Source organism: Rhizobium changzhiense (genome assembly GCF_013087625.1).
GTDB lineage: Bacteria > Pseudomonadota > Alphaproteobacteria > Rhizobiales > Rhizobiaceae > Rhizobium > Rhizobium sophorae.
In genome coordinates, this window is sequence record NZ_JABFCQ010000001.1 from 282850 (window position 1) to 299704 (window position 16855).

Sequence of the window (16855 nt, forward strand, 5' to 3'; positions counted from 1 at the left end):
TGAGATATGTCTGAAACTTCCTCCGCTCAGGTTCGCCGCCCGTTCCATCGCCGCCGCAAGACGTGCCCGTTCTCCGGCGCCAACGCGCCGCGGATCGACTACAAGGACGTACGCCTGCTGCAGCGCTACATTTCCGAGCGCGGCAAGATCGTTCCGTCCCGCATCACGGCCGTTTCCCAGAAGAAGCAGCGCGAACTCGCCCAGGCGATCAAGCGCGCCCGTTTCCTCGGCCTGCTGCCTTACGTCGTCGCCTGATCGGCTGACGTGACCAAGTCATGAGGGAAGGCACTCGTGCCTTCCCTTCTCCCTTCCGCGATGGGCGCGGATCGGAACTCTTAAAACCCATGTTGAGACGTTTCTGAATTCGATTCAGCAACATCCTCTAACTGCTTGATGAAGCAGGACAGCGACCTTGAAACGACCGAACATTAAAACGCTGCTGATCGGCGCACTCGCCGGATTGACCGCCGCCCTGCTGGTGCTGGGCGCGAGCATGCAGCCGTCGTTTTTCAGCGCGCTTCTCTACACCGCCTCGGCTCTGCCGATCCTGATCGTCGGGCTTGGCTGGGGCAATACCGCCGCGGTCTCGGCCGTCGTCAGCGCCGCAGCACTCGGCGCGATCTTGATCTCGCCTTCCTTCGCGCTGATCATGACGATGGTGACGCTGCTGCCGGCCGGTTGGCTCAGCCATCTCGCCAATCTGGCGCGTCCGGCCGCCGAACTCGGCGGACCCGACCATCTGCTTGCCTGGTACCCGCTCTCCGATATCCTGCTGCATCTCTGCGGTCTGGTGACGCTCGCCGTCATCGTCATCGGTGTGATCATCGGCTACGGACCTGAGATCACCGATCCGATCGTCGATCTGCTGATCACCTCGCTTAAGCAGCAGCAGCCGGAATTCATGCCCGATCCGGCAGCGACCGCGCAGACCAAGTCGCTGATCCTGCTGATGCTGCCGGCTTTGCAGGGCGGCATGTGGGTCAGCATGCTGTTTGCCGCCTATTATTTTGCCGTGCGCATCGTTGCAGCCTCCGGCCGCGGCCTTCGTCCGCGCGAGGATATTCCCTCGTCGCTGCGGATGAACCGCAACTCGATCTTCATCTTCCTGGCCGGGCTTGCCGCCTGCTTCTTCGGCGGCGTCCCGGCGCTGGTCGGTGCGACCGTGATCGGCGCCTTCGGCGCCGGTTTCATGCTTTCCGGTTTCGCCTCGCTGCATTTCCGCACGCGCGGCAAGGATTGGCGCATACCGGCCCTCATCCTCTGCTATCTGGCCTCGACGCTCATGCTGCTGCCAGCTCTGCTCATCCTCGTCCTCGGTCTCAGCGATACGCGCAAGGCGATCGCACTGACCCCGACGAAAGATGCTGATGCCCCCAAACAATCCGATACGAAAATCTGAGACACAAGAAAGGAAAAAGAAAATGGAAGTCATCCTTCTCGAACGCATCTCCAAGCTCGGCCAGATGGGCGAAACCGTAAAGGTTCGCGACGGCTTTGCCCGCAACTACCTGCTGCCGCTCGGCAAGGCGCTACGCGCCAACGCCGCCAACAAGACCCGCTTCGAAGCCGAGCGCGCGACGCTCGAAGCCCGCAATCTCGAGCGCAAGTCGGAAGCCCAGACGGTCGCCGACGTTCTCGACGGCAAGTCCTTCATCGTCGTGCGTTCCGCCGGCGAAACCGGCCAGCTCTACGGTTCGGTTGCTGCCCGTGACGTCGTCGAGATTCTCGCCTCCGAAGGCTTCAACATCGGCCGCAACCAGGTTCACCTCAACACGCCGATCAAGTCGATCGGCCTGCACAAGGTCGAGCTGCAGCTGCATGCCGAAGTCGAAATCCACGTCGAGCTGAACGTTGCGCGTTCTGCCGAAGAGGCAGAGCGCCAGTCCAAGGGCGAAGAACTCACCTCGGTCGACGCGATCTACGGCGTCGACGAAGACGCGCTGCGTCCGGAAGACTTCTTCGATCCGGAAGCTGACGGCGTCGACGAAGACGAAGCATAATTCTCGTCGGAGCGATCCGCGTGAAGGAAAGCCCGGCCACCGCGCCGGGCTTTTTCGTTTCCAACCCTTCGATATGAGCTGCCGATCGGTTCGCTTTTTTAAGGGGATCTTCCGGATGTTTTTGCTGCGTGCCTTATCGCATCGCGCTAAAATGACATTCTCCGAAACGGATGGGCTGAGTCGGCGCCATACCGTGTCGTGCGGGTGACACTGCCAGTATTTCTCCTTTGTGTCGCCCAAGACTGTGGAGAAGTCGAACAACGTGCACAGCGTTCAGGATTTAGGCGAAGCGAGCCCCCGCTCCTTTCGTAGCCTCTTGATTTTCGCGTCCGGAATTGCAAATCCGGAGCTGGAAAAAGACAGAACGGATGATGATGAACGACGCCGCTCGAAAGATTACAGCTGTTGCCCCGTCGGAGCAGCATTATCGCGAAGCACCCAACAATATCGAAGCCGAGCAGGCGCTTCTGGGTGCGATCCTGATGAACAACGACGCCTATTACCGGGTGTCGGATTTCCTGAAGCCGATCCATCTCTATGAACCGCTGCATCGGAAGATCTTCGAGGTTGCCGGCGATATCATCCGCATGGGCAAGATCGCCAATCCGGTTACGATCAAGACCTTCCTGAAGGCCGACGAGAAGGTCGGCGACATGACGGTTTCGCAATATCTGGCGAGCCTGGTTAGCAATGCCGTCACCGTCATCAATGCCGAGGATTACGGCCGGGCGATCTACGACCTGGCGCTGCGCCGGGCGCTGATCACCATCGGCGAGGACGTCGTCAACATCGCCTATGACGCGCCGCTCGACATGCCGCCGCAGTCGCAGATCGAGGATACCGAACGCCGCCTCTTCGAACTGGCGGAAAACGGCCGCTACGACGGCGGCTTCCAAGCCTTCAACGATGCGGTTGCGCTGGCGATCGACATGGCGGCCGTCGCCAAGGAACGTGACGGCGGGCTTTCCGGCATTTCCACCGGCATCCATTCGCTGGATTCCAAGATGGGCGGCCTGCAGCGGTCGGACTTGATCGTGCTGGCCGGACGCCCCGGCATGGGCAAGACCTCGCTTGCCACCAACATAGCCTACAATATCGCCGCCGCCTACGAAGGCGAAGTCCAGTCGGACGGCAGCATGAAGGCGAAGAACGGCGGCGTCGTCGGCTTCTATTCGCTCGAAATGTCGTCCGAACAGCTCGCCACACGTATCATCTCCGAGCAGACCGAAGTTTCCTCCTCGAAGATCCGCCGCGGCGACATCAACGATGCCGATTTCGAAAAGCTCGTCGCCTGCTCGATGATGATGCAGAAGGTGCCACTCTATATCGACCAGACCGGCGGTATCTCGATCGCCCAGCTTTCGGCCCGCGCGCGCCGTCTGAAGCGCCAGCGCGGCCTCGACGTGCTTGTGGTCGACTACATTCAGCTGATGACCGGCTCGGGCAAATCCAGCGACAACCGCGTGCAGGAAATCACCCAGATCACCACCGGCCTGAAGGCGCTCGGCAAGGAGCTCAACGTTCCGATCATCGCGCTGTCTCAGCTCTCGCGCCAGGTCGAAAGCCGCGACGACAAGCGGCCGCAGCTTTCCGACCTTCGCGAATCCGGCTCGATCGAGCAGGACGCCGACGTCGTGCTCTTCGTGTTCCGCGAGGAATATTACGTCAAGAATTCGGAGCCGCGCGACATCCACGATCCCAAATATCCGGAATGGGAAGCGCTGTTCGACAAGGTGAAGGGCACGGCCGACGTCATCATCGCCAAGCAGCGCCACGGGCCGACGGGCACGGTGAAGCTCGCCTTCCAGTCGGAATTCACGCGCTTTGCCGATCTCGCCGATCCCTCCTTCACCCAATATGAAGAGCACTGATCGCGCGGATGCTGCGTGCAGCGCCGGGCTTTCCCTTGACATAGTTGAGCTTTAAACTGGCCGGAGAATCCTTCTCCGGCTCTTTTCGATGCGGATCATGAGCGAATTTTTCGACGCCCCCGAAGATGACAATTTTGCCTCGGCAGGCCTGCGGCTGACCGTCGACCTGACCGCCCTGACGGAGAACTGGCGCGACATGGCGCGCCGCTCCGGTGCGGCGCGCACCTCTGCGGTCGTCAAGGCGGATGCCTATGGCATGGGCATCGAGGATGCCGGCGAAGCGCTCTATATGGCAGGCGCGCGCGACTTCTTCGTCGCGACCGTCGACGAGGGCGTGACGCTTCGCCTCTATGCGCCGGAGGCGCGCATCTTCGTGCTTTCCGGAATCTGGCCGGGCACCGAGCGGCGCTTCTTCGACAATGATCTGGTCCCGGTGATTTCCTCCGACGAACAGCTCGCCTTCTGGATGGCGGTGCTTGCCGATTACGGCGACTACCCCTGCGCGCTGCATGTCGATACCGGCTTCAATCGGCTCGGACTGCATATCGACGATGCGATCGCGCTCGCCGACGACGTCTCGCGGCCGGCGAGCTTCGCGCCCGTGCTTGTCATGAGCCACCTCGCCTGTGCCGACGATCCCACCCATGCGATGAACCGGCAGCAGCTCGAATCATTCCACAGGGTTAGCGCCGCTTATGAAGGCATCGATTCAAGCCTTGCCGCCTCGGCCGGCATCTTTCTCGGCGAGGATTATCACTTCGACCTGACCCGCCCCGGCATCGCGCTCTATGGCGGCGAACCGGTCTGCGGCATGGCGAACCCGATGCGGCCAGTGGCGACGGCGGAAGCGCGTATCATCCAGGTACGCAACGTCGAAGCCGGCGAGACCGTCAGCTATGGGCGGGCGCTGCAGCTTCGCCGTGAAAGCCGGCTGGCGATCGCCTCTGCCGGTTATGCCGACGGCTACATGCGCAGCCAGTCGAGCGGCGGCGTGCCGCTGCGCCAGGTGGTGCCGCAAGGCGGGCAAGGTTTCATCGCCGGACACAAGGTTCCGGTTGCCGGCCGGATCACCATGGACCTGACGATCTTCGATATCACCGACCTGCCCGACAATGCCGTGCGCGCCGGGGATTATGTCGAGCTGTTCGGAAAGAACCTGCCGGTGGACGATGTGGCGCGGACATCCGGCACAATCGGATATGAGATCCTGACCAGCATGGGGCTGCGCCACGAGCGGCGCTACCTGGCCGAGGAATAGCCTTCCTATTCAGCGGCTGCTGAGGGCGAGACGGACGCCGAGCGCCACGAAAAGTGCACCGAGGCCGCGATCGAGCCAGAGGCCGATTTTTTGATTATGCCTGATTGCATCCGCAAGGCGCCCGCCGAGAAGGACGAGCGGCGGTTCGATGAAGGCGGCGACGACGATGATAAGCCCACCATGCAGCATGAGCTGCGCCCATACCGGCCCTGCCCCTTCGACGACGAATTGCGGCAGGAAGGCCAGGAAGAATATCGCCACTTTCGGATTGAGCAGCGACACCAGAATTCCCTGCCGGTAGATTCTTGCAACCGGCAAACTTTCACCGGCAGCCTTTATCAGGCCATCGCCGCCGCCGGAGCGCAAAGCCTGAATGCCGAGCCAGACGAGATAGGCGGCACCAATCCATTTGACCGTCGAGAAGGCGACGGCGGAAGCGGCAAGTATGGCCGAGAGACCGAGTGCGGCCATCAGCACATGCAGGCAGGCGCCGGACCAGACGCCGAACAGAGCGGAAAAACCGGCACGTTTGCCGCTTCTCATCGTGTGACCGAGGATGAAGGCGATATCGGGACCGGGCGAGAGATTGAGCAGAACCGCCGCCGACAGAAATGCAAGCCAGTGCGCAAACGAATAATCGAACATCTTCCACCGTTCCGGATAAGCAGCGGCCGAGGATAGGCATGGGTGCGCTGATGGGGAAATCATTAGTTTTGATCCGTCGTGATAGCCATTATCTCAGGCACGACAATGATTCGGTGAAGCGGCGCGTCGCTTCGCTCGGGAACCCGGACTGAAAGAGTAATTGATGGCGAAGGCCAGGACACAATTCATCTGCCAGAGTTGCGGCACGGTTCATAACCGCTGGGCCGGCAAATGCGAGAACTGCGGCGAGTGGAACACCATCGTCGAGGAAGATCCGATGGGCGGAATCGGCTCCGGTCCCGGCAAGACGCCGAAGAAGGGCCGCCCGGTGGCGCTGACGGCGCTCTCCGGCGAGATCGAGGAGGCGCCACGCATCCATACCGCCATGTCGGAGCTTGACCGGGCGCTCGGCGGCGGCTTCGTGCGCGGTTCGGCGGTGCTGATCGGCGGCGATCCCGGCATCGGCAAATCGACGCTGCTGATGCAGGCCGCCGCCGCCCTTGCGCGGCGCGGCCACAAGATCATCTACGTCTCCGGCGAAGAAGCCGTGGCGCAGGTCCGACTGCGGGCGCAACGCCTTGCAGCGGCCGATACCGATGTGATGCTGGCGGCCGAAACTAATGTCGAGGATATTCTGGCGACGCTCGCCGAGGGCAAGCGGCCGGACCTCGTCATCATCGATTCCATCCAGACGTTGTGGAGCGAACTTGCCGAATCCGCGCCGGGGACGGTGACGCAGGTGCGCACCGGGGTGCAGGCAATGATCCGTTTCGCCAAGCAGACGGGCGCCGCCATGGTGCTCGTCGGCCACGTGACCAAGGACGGACAGATTGCCGGGCCGCGCGTCGTCGAGCACATGGTCGATGCCGTGCTCTATTTCGAAGGCGACCGCGGCCATCACTACCGCATCCTGCGCACAGTCAAGAACCGCTTCGGCCCGACCGACGAGATCGGCGTCTTCGAAATGTCCGACAGAGGATTGCGCGAAGTTGCTAATCCTTCCGAGCTCTTCCTTGGTGAGCGCAACGAAAAATCGCCGGGTGCTGCCGTCTTTGCCGGCATGGAGGGCACCCGCCCCATTCTCGTCGAGGTGCAGGCGCTGGTGGCCCCAACCTCGCTCGGCACGCCGCGGCGCGCCGTGGTTGGCTGGGATTCGGCACGGCTCTCTATGATCCTTGCGGTGCTGGAAGCCCATTGCGGCGTCCGGCTCGGCCAGCACGACGTCTATCTCAACGTCGCCGGCGGTTACCGCATCTCCGAACCGGCGGCTGATCTTGCCGTCGCCTCAGCGCTCGTTTCCTCGCTTGCCGGTATTGCCCTTCCTGCCGATTGCGTCTATTTCGGCGAAGTCAGCCTGTCGGGCGCCATCCGGCCGGTTGCGCACACCGCCCAGCGCCTCAAGGAAGCCGAGAAGCTGGGCTTTTCCGCAGCCCTGCTTCCGTCCGCCTCCGCCGAATTGCCGAAGGGCTCCGGCGGGCGCTGGAGCGAAGTCGCAAGCCTGCCGGATCTGGTCGCGCGCATCGCCGGGTCGAAGGGAGCGCTGCGTGTGGAAGACGAGGTTTGATCCTTTCATTGCCGGGAATGGTGATGATATAGGAGGCACACGATAAGGCACGACACGGCCGCCAAGCGGCAGTCCTGGAGTTGAATTTACATGCCCATTACGATTTTCGACGGTATTGTCATCGGCGTCGTGCTCTTCTCCGCCGTGCTGGCGATGGTCCGCGGCTTTTCGCGCGAGATCCTCTCGATCGCCAGCTGGGGCGGTTCGGCCGCCGCTGCCTATTACCTCTATCCCTACCTGCTGCCCTATGCGAAGAAATATACCGATGACGACCGTATCGCGATCGTCGGTTCGGCAGCGGTCGTCTTCCTGATCGCGCTCATCGTCATCTCCTTCATCACGATGAAGATCGCCGATTTCATCATCGACAGCCGCGTTGGCGCGCTCGACCGCACGCTCGGCTTCCTGTTCGGGGCAGCGCGCGGCGTGCTGCTCCTGGTCGTCGCCGTCGCCTTCTGGAACTGGCTGGTCGATGCCGACCACCGTCCGACCTGGGTCAACGAAGCGAAGTCGAAACCGTTCCTGGATTCGATGGTCGTGAAGCTGAAATCGGTTCTGCCGGAGCAATTTGCCCAGATGATACCGGAAAGCATCCGTGATAAGCTGCAGCCGCCGGCACAGGGCGCCGAAGGTACCACTCCGCCGACGGGCGACCAGGCTCCGGCGGAAGACGCACCGACCGCGCCTGCGGACGGCGCGCAACAGCCGGCGAATTGACACAGTGTTCAAGAGCTTGACCCGCCTTCCGGCAATCGCCATTTGAGCGGGACGTGAAATGAGGGTCCGGCCGGGCATTCCAGCTCCGCCGGGCTCAGCTATTTCTGGAAATGCCGATCCATTCTTGTGAGAGCAGAGGCCCGCAGAAATGAACCAGTCCCATTCCTTCCCGACCGACGATCCGCTCGACGGAGATACGCTGCATGAAGAATGCGGGGTTTTCGGAATTCTGGGACATCCGGATGCCGCCGCGCTCACGGCTCTCGGCCTGCATGCTCTGCAGCACCGCGGACAGGAAGCGGCCGGTATCGTCTCCTTCGACGGCAAGCGCTTTTATCAAGAGCGCCACATGGGCCTCGTCGGCGACCACTATACCAATCCGATGACGCTTGCCCGCCTGCCTGGCAGCATTACGATCGGTCATACCCGCTACTCGACAACCGGCGAAGTGGCCATGCGCAACGTGCAGCCGCTCTTTGCCGAACTGGAAGAAGGCGGCATCGCCATTGCCCATAACGGCAATTTCACCAACGGCCTGACGCTGCGCCGCCAGATCATCGCGACCGGCGCCATCTGTCAGTCGACCTCCGATACCGAAGTCGTCCTTCACCTCATCGCCCGTTCCCGCCACGCTTCCACGTCCGACCGCTTCATCGATGCCATTCGCCAGATGGAAGGCGGCTATTCGATGCTCGCCATGACGCGCACCAAGCTGATTGCCGCGCGCGACCCGACCGGCATCCGCCCACTGGTGATGGGCGAACTCGACGGCAAGCCGATCTTCTGCTCGGAGACCTGCGCGCTCGACATTATCGGCGCCAAGTTCATCCGCGACGTGGAGAACGGCGAGGTCGTCATCTGTGAAATCCAGGCTGACGGCTCGATCAGCATCGATGCGCGCAAGCCCAGCAAGCCACAGCCGGAGCGCCTCTGCCTGTTCGAATATGTCTATTTCGCCCGCCCGGACTCGGTCGTCGGCGGCCGCAACGTCTATACGACGCGCAAAAGCATGGGCATGAACCTTGCCAAGGAATCGCCCGTCGATGCCGACGTCATCGTGCCGGTGCCGGATGGCGGCACGCCGGCGGCGCTCGGCTATGCGCAGCAGAGCGGCATTCCCTTCGAATACGGCATCATCCGCAACCATTATGTCGGGCGCACCTTCATCGAGCCGACCCAGCAGATCCGCGCCTTCGGTGTGAAGCTGAAGCACTCGGCCAACCGGGCGATGATCGAAGGCAAGCGCGTGGTGCTGGTTGATGATTCCATCGTGCGTGGCACGACGTCCCTTAAGATCGTCCAGATGATCCGTGAAGCTGGGGCGCGCGAAGTCCATGTCCGCGTCGCAAGCCCGATGATCTTCTTCCCGGATTTCTACGGCATCGACACGCCTGACGCGGACAAGCTGCTGGCAAACCAATATGCCGATGTCGAAGCCATGGCGAAATATATTGGTGCGGATTCGCTCGCCTTCCTGTCGATCGACGGCCTCTATCGTGCCGTTGGCGGTGAGGACCGCAACCCGGCCCGGCCGCAGTTCACCGACCACTATTTTACCGGCGACTATCCGACCCGCCTGCTCGACAAGAACGGCGAGTCCATGGGCAACAAGATTTCCATGCTTGCCAGCAACGGCTGACACGGCGCGCCGGTTTTTCCATTGTCCATTCCGAGGGGTGCATTGCACCCCTCTCCCTTCGTGAGGGAACACGACATCATGAATATCAATCTTGAGGGCAAGATCGCACTCGTCACCGGTGCGTCGCGCGGCATCGGCTATTTCACGGCGCTGGAACTTGCCAAAGCCGGCGCCCATGTGATTGCCTGCGCACGCACGGTCGGCGGGCTCGAGGATCTCGACGATGCGATCAAGGCCGTCGGCGGCACGGCGACGCTCGTGCCCTTCGACCTTGCCGATATGAACGCGATCGACGCGCTCGGCGGCTCGATCTTCGAACGCTGGGGCAAGCTTGACATCCTCGTCGCCAATGCCGGCGTGCTCGGCGTCATTTCGCCGATCGGCCATATCGAGGCGAAGGTGTTCGAGAAGGTGATGACCATCAACGTCACCGCGACATGGCGGTTGATCCGTTCGGTCGACCCGCTGCTGGCCCGCTCGGATGCCGGGCGTGCGGTGATCCTCTCTTCGGGTGCTGCCCATAAGTGCCGCCCCTTCTGGGGCGCCTATTCCGCTTCGAAGGCTGCGGTCGAAGCGCTGGCACGCACATGGGCGGGTGAAAGTCAAAACACCCCGCTGCGGGTCACCAGCGTCGATCCGGGTGCGACACGCACGGCGATGCGGGCGCAGGCCGTGCCCGGCGAAGTTCCGCAGTCGCTGCCGCATCCCTCCGAAGTGGCGAAGGCAATCCTGCCGTTGCTCGGGCCTGGTGTGACGGAGACGGGCAAGCTGTTCATCGTCCGGGAGAACAAGCTCGTCGATTATCGCCTGCCGGAATAAGTCACTGCATAACTCCTTAAATCGGTACCGATTTAAGGATAAAATTATGCAGAGTTCAAAGTGCTACAGCGTCCTTTGCGGCTCTCGAAAAGACGCGCGGCGCTGTAGACGTTTCAATTCGCAGCGACGGCGGGGAATAGATGCGCCAGGCCCGTTTCCGACGGGCATAGCGCATTGAGGTCAACCGGTCCCTGGATGCCGTCCAAGGTGCCGTTGTCGGCAAATTGCCAGATCGACCAATGACTGCACGCTTCCTGACTCGGTTCCCTGAACACACTACGCAGCCATAGATAGTGGTCGGGAAAGCGCGATTCATTGCCTTTCAGATATTGATCGAAGAACTCCTGCGTGACGTAGAAAATAGGCTTTTCCGGAAAAGTGCTCTTCAGCTCGGTGAAAAAGGCGTTCACCTCAGCAACCATTTCCTCGAGGGTCGGGACTTTGCTGCAATTGCCGACAAACTCCAGATCGACGGCGATGGGCAAGGTTCCCTGCTCCTTCGGCACGGTCGCCAGAACATTCTGCGCCTGATCCTTGCCCGGGCGGCAGAAGGTGAAGAAATGGTAAGCGCCCCGGACCATTCCCGCATCTCCGGCGCGCTGCCAGTTGTCGGCGAACTTGGAATCCCGATGGTCTCCGCCTTCGGTCGCCTTCATGAAGGCGAAGCGGACATTCGGCTGCGCGGCAACGACCTTCCAATCGATATCGCCCTGGTGATGGCTGACATCGATGCCTTGGATCGGATAGTTGCTGAGAGAGGGATTGTTGAAGCGAAGCATCCCGAAATCGTATGCGAAATATGCAGCGAATGCGACCGCCAGAACTGCAGTCGCTCCGATCGTTCCCCAGACCAAGCTTCTCACTCATTCCCCCTATTTTCAGCAATCTGCCAATTGGCTATTCGCGATTTGCGCCGTGAAAATGGCGGACGAGGTCCAGCGTGCGCACCGCTCGGAGTGTGAACCAAGCCCGGGTCGAGCGGCATGGGCTTTTACGCGATTCTTTCCATCCGGCACCGTTCGAGCAACGGGTAGCTATCGAGGAATGGTTTCAGGCGCGATACCATCGTTTCCAAATCATCGCCATATATGTCAAGCGCCGTGTCCTGTGGACCTTGCCAATTACTTGCGACCAAACCAACGCCTTCAAGAAGCCGTCCGAATTCATCCACCACGTGATTGATATCGCAAGTTTCTTAGACCGAGGCCGGTAAATCGGTTCCGTTGACATAGATCGCCAGACCATGCTGGCGCCCGAAATCGATCCCCTGCTGACCTGGGATGTGCAGAGTCGATCCGATTGGCGCAAGCATGGATTCCAAGACGTTGATGAGCAGGGTCAATCGTGCATCTGTGGGATTGTCGACTTCCATTTCGATGTCGCATTCTTTGATCTCGCCGCTCGGTTGCTGCAGCGTTCCACCCCCAACCACCCTCATGCGATGCCCGCGTTGCTCCATAAAGGCGTCCAGACCATCCTCCAGCGGCGCCCTATCCATGGGTTGAAGGCGAGCATTCAGTGTGACGACAACAATCGTCTTCTTTTTGGATTTTCCAAATAGACCCAACATTCTCCGCCCTCCTAGATGATAGCTTCGCTTCGTATTCGAAATTTCCTGAAACGAACAGACATCACCTCATTCCTCCGGAAGTTGTTAGGTGTCCGACCGCCGCCAGAACAAACAGCAGACCCTTGACCTTTTTTCCGGCGCAAGCCATAACCTTCGCCATGAAAACGGTTATCTGCATTATCTGCCGGAAGATTATTCGCTAGCGCGAGCGCTGGCCCGGCCGTTTTCGTCTCCCAAATAGTCAAGATGCGAAACGCCCCGGTCCGCCGGTCGCGATATTTTTCTGATCGTGCAATTTGGGAGAGTGAAATGGACGCGACGCCAGAACTGAAGCTGTACAACACGCTGACACGGGAAAAATCGGTGTTTTCGCCGATCGATCCCAACAATGTCCGCATGTATGTCTGCGGCCCGACCGTCTATGACTTCGCTCATATCGGCAATGCCCGGCCGGTCATCGTCTTCGACGTGCTGTTCCGGCTGCTGCGCCATGTCTATGGCAAAGACCACGTCACTTATGCCCGCAACATCACCGACGTCGACGACAAGATCAATGCGCGCGCACTTCGGGACCATCCGGGCCTGCCGCTCAACGACGCGATCCGCGCGGTCACGGAAAAGACCGAGACGCAATTTCACGCCGATGTCGCCGAACTCGGCTGCCTGGAGCCGGACTTCGAGCCGCGCGCCACCGACAATATCGTCGAGATGACCGAGATCATCGAGAAGCTGATCGGCAACGGTCATGCCTATGTCGCATCGGGCGAAGTGCTGTTCGACACCAAATCCATGGCGGATTACGGTCAGCTTTCGAAGCGCCCGCTCGACGAGCAGCAGGCCGGCGCCCGCATCGCCGTCGATGCGCACAAAAAGAACCCGGGCGATTTCGTGCTCTGGAAACTGTCGAGCCACAACGAGCCCGGCTGGGAGAGCCCATGGGGCCGCGGCCGGCCCGGCTGGCACATCGAATGCTCGGCGATGAGCAAGCGCTACCTCGGCGATGTCTTCGACATTCACGGCGGCGGGCTGGACCTGATCTTCCCGCATCATGAAAACGAGATCGCCCAGTCGCGCTGCGCCCACGGCACCGAGGTGATGGCGAATGTCTGGATGCATAACGGCTTCCTGCAGGTCGAAGGCCGCAAGATGTCGAAATCCGAAGGCAATTTCGTCACCATCCACGAGTTGCTGCACACGGAAATCTTCGGCGGCCGCAAATGGCCAGGACAGGTGCTGCGCCTTGCCATGTTGATGACGCATTACCGCGAGCCGATCGATTTCTCGATCAAGCGACTGGAAGAGGCTGAACGTCTGCTCGCCAAATGGCCGGCAACAGATGCCGGCGATGCGGCGCCTGATGAAAGCGTGCTGAACGCGCTTTCGGACGATCTCAATACGGTCGCGGCGGTGCAGGCATTGCATGCATTGGCGCAAGCTGCCCATACGGATCCCGCCGTGGGCGCCACCTTTGCCGCAACGGCCGACCTTCTGGGTCTGCTGCCGAAAAAGATCGAGATCGACGAAGCCGTCGCATCGGCAATCGATGCGCTGGTCGCGATGCGTCTCGAAATGCTGAAGGCGAAAAACTTCACCGAGGCCGACAAGATCCGCGACGAGCTGACGGCGAAGGGCATCGAGGTTAAGGACGGCAAGGATCCGGTGACGGGCGAGCGCGTGACGACGTGGGAGGTCAAGCGGTAGGATGGGTTCGGCGGCGAGACATACCCCCCTCTGCCCTGCCGGGCATCTCCCCCACAAGGGGGGAGATTGGCTGGAAGCGCCCGCTCGCCCCGATCAAAGATCAGAAATGGCCGAAGCTGCCTGGTGCACGATCAAGATTTCGGGAAGCCGGCACGTCTTGCCGATCTCCCCCCTTGTGGGGGAGATGCCCGGCAGGGCAGAGGGGGGTGTGCCCCGGTCACTTCAGAGCGAGAAGCAGGACATGCCACATGCACCAGTTCCGCTGCAACGACGGGCGAACGCCCGACGCATGCGCAAGGCCATGACCGATGCTGAACTGAAACTCTGGAATGAGCTTCGTGCCCATCGCCTGATGGGCCTCAGCTTCCGTCGGCAGATGCCGATCGCCGGCTATATCGTCGATTTCGCATGCCCCATCCATCGCCTTATCGACGAAATAGATGGCTCGCAGCACGCCCTTGCCCCTAATTTCGTCTCCGATGAGATCAGGACTCAACGTCTCCAGTCAGACGGCTGGACTGTTCTGCGCTTCTGGAATGACGATATTCTCCGGGATATGGACAACGTGTGCAGCCATATCATCCGCACCATCGGAACGGATCTGCCATGACCAAGACCTATACCGGCGGCTGCCAATGCGGAGCGATCCGTTTCCGCGTCAGCGGCGACGTCAAAGATTCGTCGATCTGTCATTGCCGCATGTGCCAGAAGGCGTTCGGTGCTTATTATGCGCCGCTGGTCTCCGTGCGCGGCGCCGATTTCGAATGGACACGCGGAGAGCGGAAAAAGTTCCGCTCTTCCAATTTCGTCGAGCGCGGCTTCTGCGGCGACTGCGGCACGCCGCTGACCTACGAGGCGCCGGATGGAATGGCAATTGCCGCCGGCGCCTTCGACGATCCTTCGGCATTTCCGCCGCTGGTCCAATTCGGCATCGAGGGAAAGATCGGTTTCGTCGATCATCTGCACGAATTGCCGGGGCACCGGACGGAGGAGGATGCGCAAGCCGCCCCCTTCCTGCTTGAGCTCGTCTCCTACCAGCATCCCGATCATGAGACGCAGGCATGGCCACCCAAGGAGCTCGGATGACGACGGAAACGGACAAAAGCGGCGGATGCCAGTGCGGTGCATTGCGTTACCGCGCTGGAAGCGAACTCGGCTATCCCCATCTTTGCCATTGCCGCATGTGCCAGAAGGCGGCGGGCAATTATTTTATGCCGCTGGCTGCGGCAAAGCGCCAGGATTTCGAATTGACGCGTGGCGCGCCGAAATGGTTTCAGTCGTCGGATCTGGTGCGACGCGGTTTCTGCGGCGAGTGCGGGACGCCGTTGTTCTACGACATCCCGGGGACTGATTTCATCAATCTCACGCTCGGCTCGCTCGACGAGCCTGATGCCGTCAAGCCGGTGGCGCAGTCGAATACCGGTCAGAAGATGTCCTGGTTTCACGCGCTCGACGATCTGCCGCTGGAACCAGAACCTGAAACGCCCAACCGCGAAAACGCGATCGCGGCAAGCAATCATCAGCACCCCGACCACGACACGAAAATCTGGCCCCTCGGAGAGACCTCATGACGGACACGATCAAGACCGGCGGATGCCAATGCGGCGCCGTGCGCTTCCGCATCTCGGGCAAACTTGGACGCCCCTCGATCTGCCATTGCCGCATGTGCCAGAAGCAGTTCGGCGGCTTCTTCTCTGCGCTCGTCACCGCGCCTGAGGAAGGCATGGAATGGACGCGCGGCGAGCCGAGCTACTTCCAGTCCTCGGTCAATATCGAGCGCGGCTTCTGCAGCAATTGCGGCACGCCGATGACCTATCGTCATCCGGGCGGGCTGGAGCTTGCGATCGGCACTTTCGACGATCGCAGCGACCTCGCACCGCAGATCCAGGTCAATTACGAGGCTCGCCTTCCCTGGGTCGAAGAAATCTTCGAGGCGCCGGTACTGAAGGATCAGGATTTCTATGCACGGCAGGAAGCGATCATCTCCTTCCAGCATCCCGATCACGATACAGAAGTCTGGCCTGCGAAAGGCGTGAAGATATGACCGAGATCCTGCGCACACTCTATCCCGAAATCGAACCCTATGCTTCCGGCCATCTCGATGTCGGCGACGGCCATGTGATCCATTGGGAGCGCTCGGGAACGCCTGGCGCCAAGCCCGCCGTCTTTCTGCATGGCGGCCCGGGCGGCGGCATTTCGCCCGCCCATCGCCGGCTTTTCGATCCCGCTCTCTACGACGTCATGCTGTTCGACCAGCGCGGCTGCGGCAGGTCGACGCCGCATGCGGAACTCCATGCCAACACGACCTGGCACCTCGTTGCCGATATCGAGCGGCTGCGCGAGATGGCAGGCGTCGACAGCTGGCAGGTGTTCGGTGGCTCCTGGGGCTCGACGCTGGCGCTCGCCTATGCCGAGACACATCCGGAGCACGTGTCCGAGCTCATCCTGCGCGGCATCTATACGCTGACGAAGGCCGAGCTCGACTGGTACTACCAATTCGGCGTCTCGGAAATGTTCCCTGACAAGTGGGAGCGCTTCATCGCCCCCATTCCGGCGGAAGAGCGGCATGAAATGATGCATGCCTATCATCGTCGCCTGACGCATGAGGACAAGAACGTGCGCCTCGCAGCCGCGCAGGCCTGGAGCATCTGGGAAGGCGAAACGATCACGCTGCTGCCGGAACCTTCGACGAGCGGCAAGTTCGAGGAGCCGGAATTCGCCTATGCATTTGCGCGCATCGAAAACCATTTCTTCGTCCATGCCGGCTGGATGGACGAGGGACAGTTGATCCGCGATGCCGGCAGGCTCAGGGATATTCCCGGCGTCATTGTGCATGGACGCTACGACATGCCCTGCCCCGCCAAATATGCCTGGCTGCTGCACAAGGCCTGGCCGAAGGCAGAGTTCCACCTGATCGAGGGCGCGGGCCATGCCTATTCGGAGCCTGGGGTTCTCGATCAGCTGATCCGGGCGACGGATAAGTTTGCCGGGAATTGAGACTGACGGCTGGCATCGGCGGCAGCCGGATGAGGGGCAGCATCCGCACTCCATAACAACCCGCTTGGCGGGAG

General features: G+C 61.1%; 18 protein-coding genes. 15 read left to right on the forward strand and 3 right to left on the reverse strand.

The window, feature by feature from the left end:
* The first annotated feature begins 6 nt into the window (after positions 1-6).
* From rpsR to alr, 5 genes are all read left to right on the forward strand, one after another.
* A complete protein-coding gene (gene rpsR, locus G9X68_RS01410) occupies positions 7-255 on the forward strand; it encodes a 30S ribosomal protein S18 (protein WP_168309793.1) in 249 nt (82 codons plus the stop codon).
* 157 nt (positions 256-412) lie between these two features.
* Positions 413-1399, forward strand: coding sequence for a DUF2232 domain-containing protein (locus tag G9X68_RS01415; RefSeq protein WP_171600978.1), 987 nt, complete (start codon positions 413-415; stop codon positions 1397-1399).
* Positions 1400-1421: 22 nt separating this feature from the next.
* Positions 1422-2000: a 50S ribosomal protein L9 gene (gene rplI, locus G9X68_RS01420; RefSeq protein ID WP_171600979.1), complete on the forward strand. Its 579-nt coding sequence runs from the start codon at positions 1422-1424 to the stop codon at positions 1998-2000.
* A 374-nt stretch (positions 2001-2374) separates the two neighbouring features.
* A complete protein-coding gene (locus G9X68_RS01425) occupies positions 2375-3871 on the forward strand; it encodes a replicative DNA helicase (RefSeq protein ID WP_026188341.1) in 1497 nt (498 codons plus the stop codon).
* A gap of 88 nt (positions 3872-3959) precedes the next feature.
* Positions 3960-5129: an alanine racemase gene (alr, locus tag G9X68_RS01430; RefSeq protein ID WP_171600980.1), complete on the forward strand. Its 1170-nt coding sequence runs from the start codon at positions 3960-3962 to the stop codon at positions 5127-5129.
* A 9-nt stretch (positions 5130-5138) separates the two neighbouring features.
* Here alr and G9X68_RS01435 read toward each other — a convergent pair whose 3' ends face one another.
* Entirely contained in the window at positions 5139-5774 is a 636-nt protein-coding gene (locus G9X68_RS01435) for a LysE family translocator (RefSeq protein WP_171600981.1), read from the reverse strand.
* Between the two features lie 163 nt (positions 5775-5937).
* Between G9X68_RS01435 and radA the strand changes: the two genes are divergently transcribed.
* The 4 genes from radA to G9X68_RS01455 all read left to right on the forward strand — a co-directional run bounded on the left by radA (position 5938) and on the right by G9X68_RS01455 (position 10513).
* Positions 5938-7338, forward strand: coding sequence for a DNA repair protein RadA (gene radA, locus G9X68_RS01440; protein WP_025393959.1), 1401 nt, complete (start codon positions 5938-5940; stop codon positions 7336-7338).
* A gap of 90 nt (positions 7339-7428) precedes the next feature.
* Positions 7429-8055: a CvpA family protein gene (locus G9X68_RS01445; protein ID WP_017959796.1), complete on the forward strand. Its 627-nt coding sequence runs from the start codon at positions 7429-7431 to the stop codon at positions 8053-8055.
* Between the two features lie 148 nt (positions 8056-8203).
* Positions 8204-9694: an amidophosphoribosyltransferase gene (purF, locus tag G9X68_RS01450; protein ID WP_171600982.1), complete on the forward strand. Its 1491-nt coding sequence runs from the start codon at positions 8204-8206 to the stop codon at positions 9692-9694.
* Between the two features lie 78 nt (positions 9695-9772).
* A complete protein-coding gene (locus tag G9X68_RS01455; RefSeq protein WP_171600983.1) occupies positions 9773-10513 on the forward strand; it encodes an SDR family NAD(P)-dependent oxidoreductase in 741 nt (246 codons plus the stop codon).
* A gap of 113 nt (positions 10514-10626) precedes the next feature.
* Here the strand turns inward: G9X68_RS01455 and G9X68_RS01460 are convergent, their stop codons facing one another.
* Complete coding sequence (locus tag G9X68_RS01460) at positions 10627-11376, reverse strand: glycoside hydrolase family 25 protein (protein WP_171600984.1); 750 nt, start codon at positions 11374-11376, stop codon at positions 10627-10629.
* Positions 11377-11708: 332 nt separating this feature from the next.
* Positions 11709-12083 (reverse strand): hypothetical protein, encoded by a 375-nt coding sequence (locus G9X68_RS31695; protein ID WP_244956084.1) that lies wholly within the window; start codon positions 12081-12083, stop codon positions 11709-11711.
* Positions 12084-12392: 309 nt separating this feature from the next.
* Here G9X68_RS31695 and cysS point away from each other — a divergent pair, with 309 nt between their 5' ends.
* From cysS to pip, 6 genes are all read left to right on the forward strand, one after another.
* Entirely contained in the window at positions 12393-13784 is a 1392-nt protein-coding gene (gene cysS, locus G9X68_RS01470) for a cysteine--tRNA ligase (protein WP_171600985.1), read from the forward strand.
* Between the two features lie 241 nt (positions 13785-14025).
* Positions 14026-14394 carry an endonuclease domain-containing protein gene (locus G9X68_RS01475; RefSeq protein ID WP_171602128.1) on the forward strand — a complete coding sequence of 123 codons (369 nt, stop codon included), beginning with the start codon at positions 14026-14028 and terminating at the stop codon, positions 14392-14394.
* A complete protein-coding gene (locus G9X68_RS01480; RefSeq protein ID WP_171600986.1) occupies positions 14391-14870 on the forward strand; it encodes a GFA family protein in 480 nt (159 codons plus the stop codon). The genes G9X68_RS01475 and G9X68_RS01480 overlap by 4 nt, the downstream gene beginning before the upstream one ends.
* Positions 14867-15355 carry a GFA family protein gene (locus G9X68_RS01485; protein WP_171600987.1) on the forward strand — a complete coding sequence of 163 codons (489 nt, stop codon included), beginning with the start codon at positions 14867-14869 and terminating at the stop codon, positions 15353-15355. The genes G9X68_RS01480 and G9X68_RS01485 overlap by 4 nt, the downstream gene beginning before the upstream one ends.
* The gene (locus tag G9X68_RS01490; RefSeq protein WP_171600988.1) at positions 15352-15828 is read left to right on the forward strand and encodes a GFA family protein; all 477 of its coding nucleotides are present in this window, start codon (positions 15352-15354) and stop codon (positions 15826-15828) included. Before G9X68_RS01485 ends, G9X68_RS01490 begins: the two co-directional genes overlap by 4 nt.
* Positions 15825-16781: a prolyl aminopeptidase gene (pip, locus tag G9X68_RS01495; protein WP_171600989.1), complete on the forward strand. Its 957-nt coding sequence runs from the start codon at positions 15825-15827 to the stop codon at positions 16779-16781. Before G9X68_RS01490 ends, pip begins: the two co-directional genes overlap by 4 nt.
* Positions 16782-16855: the final 74 nt, after the last annotated feature.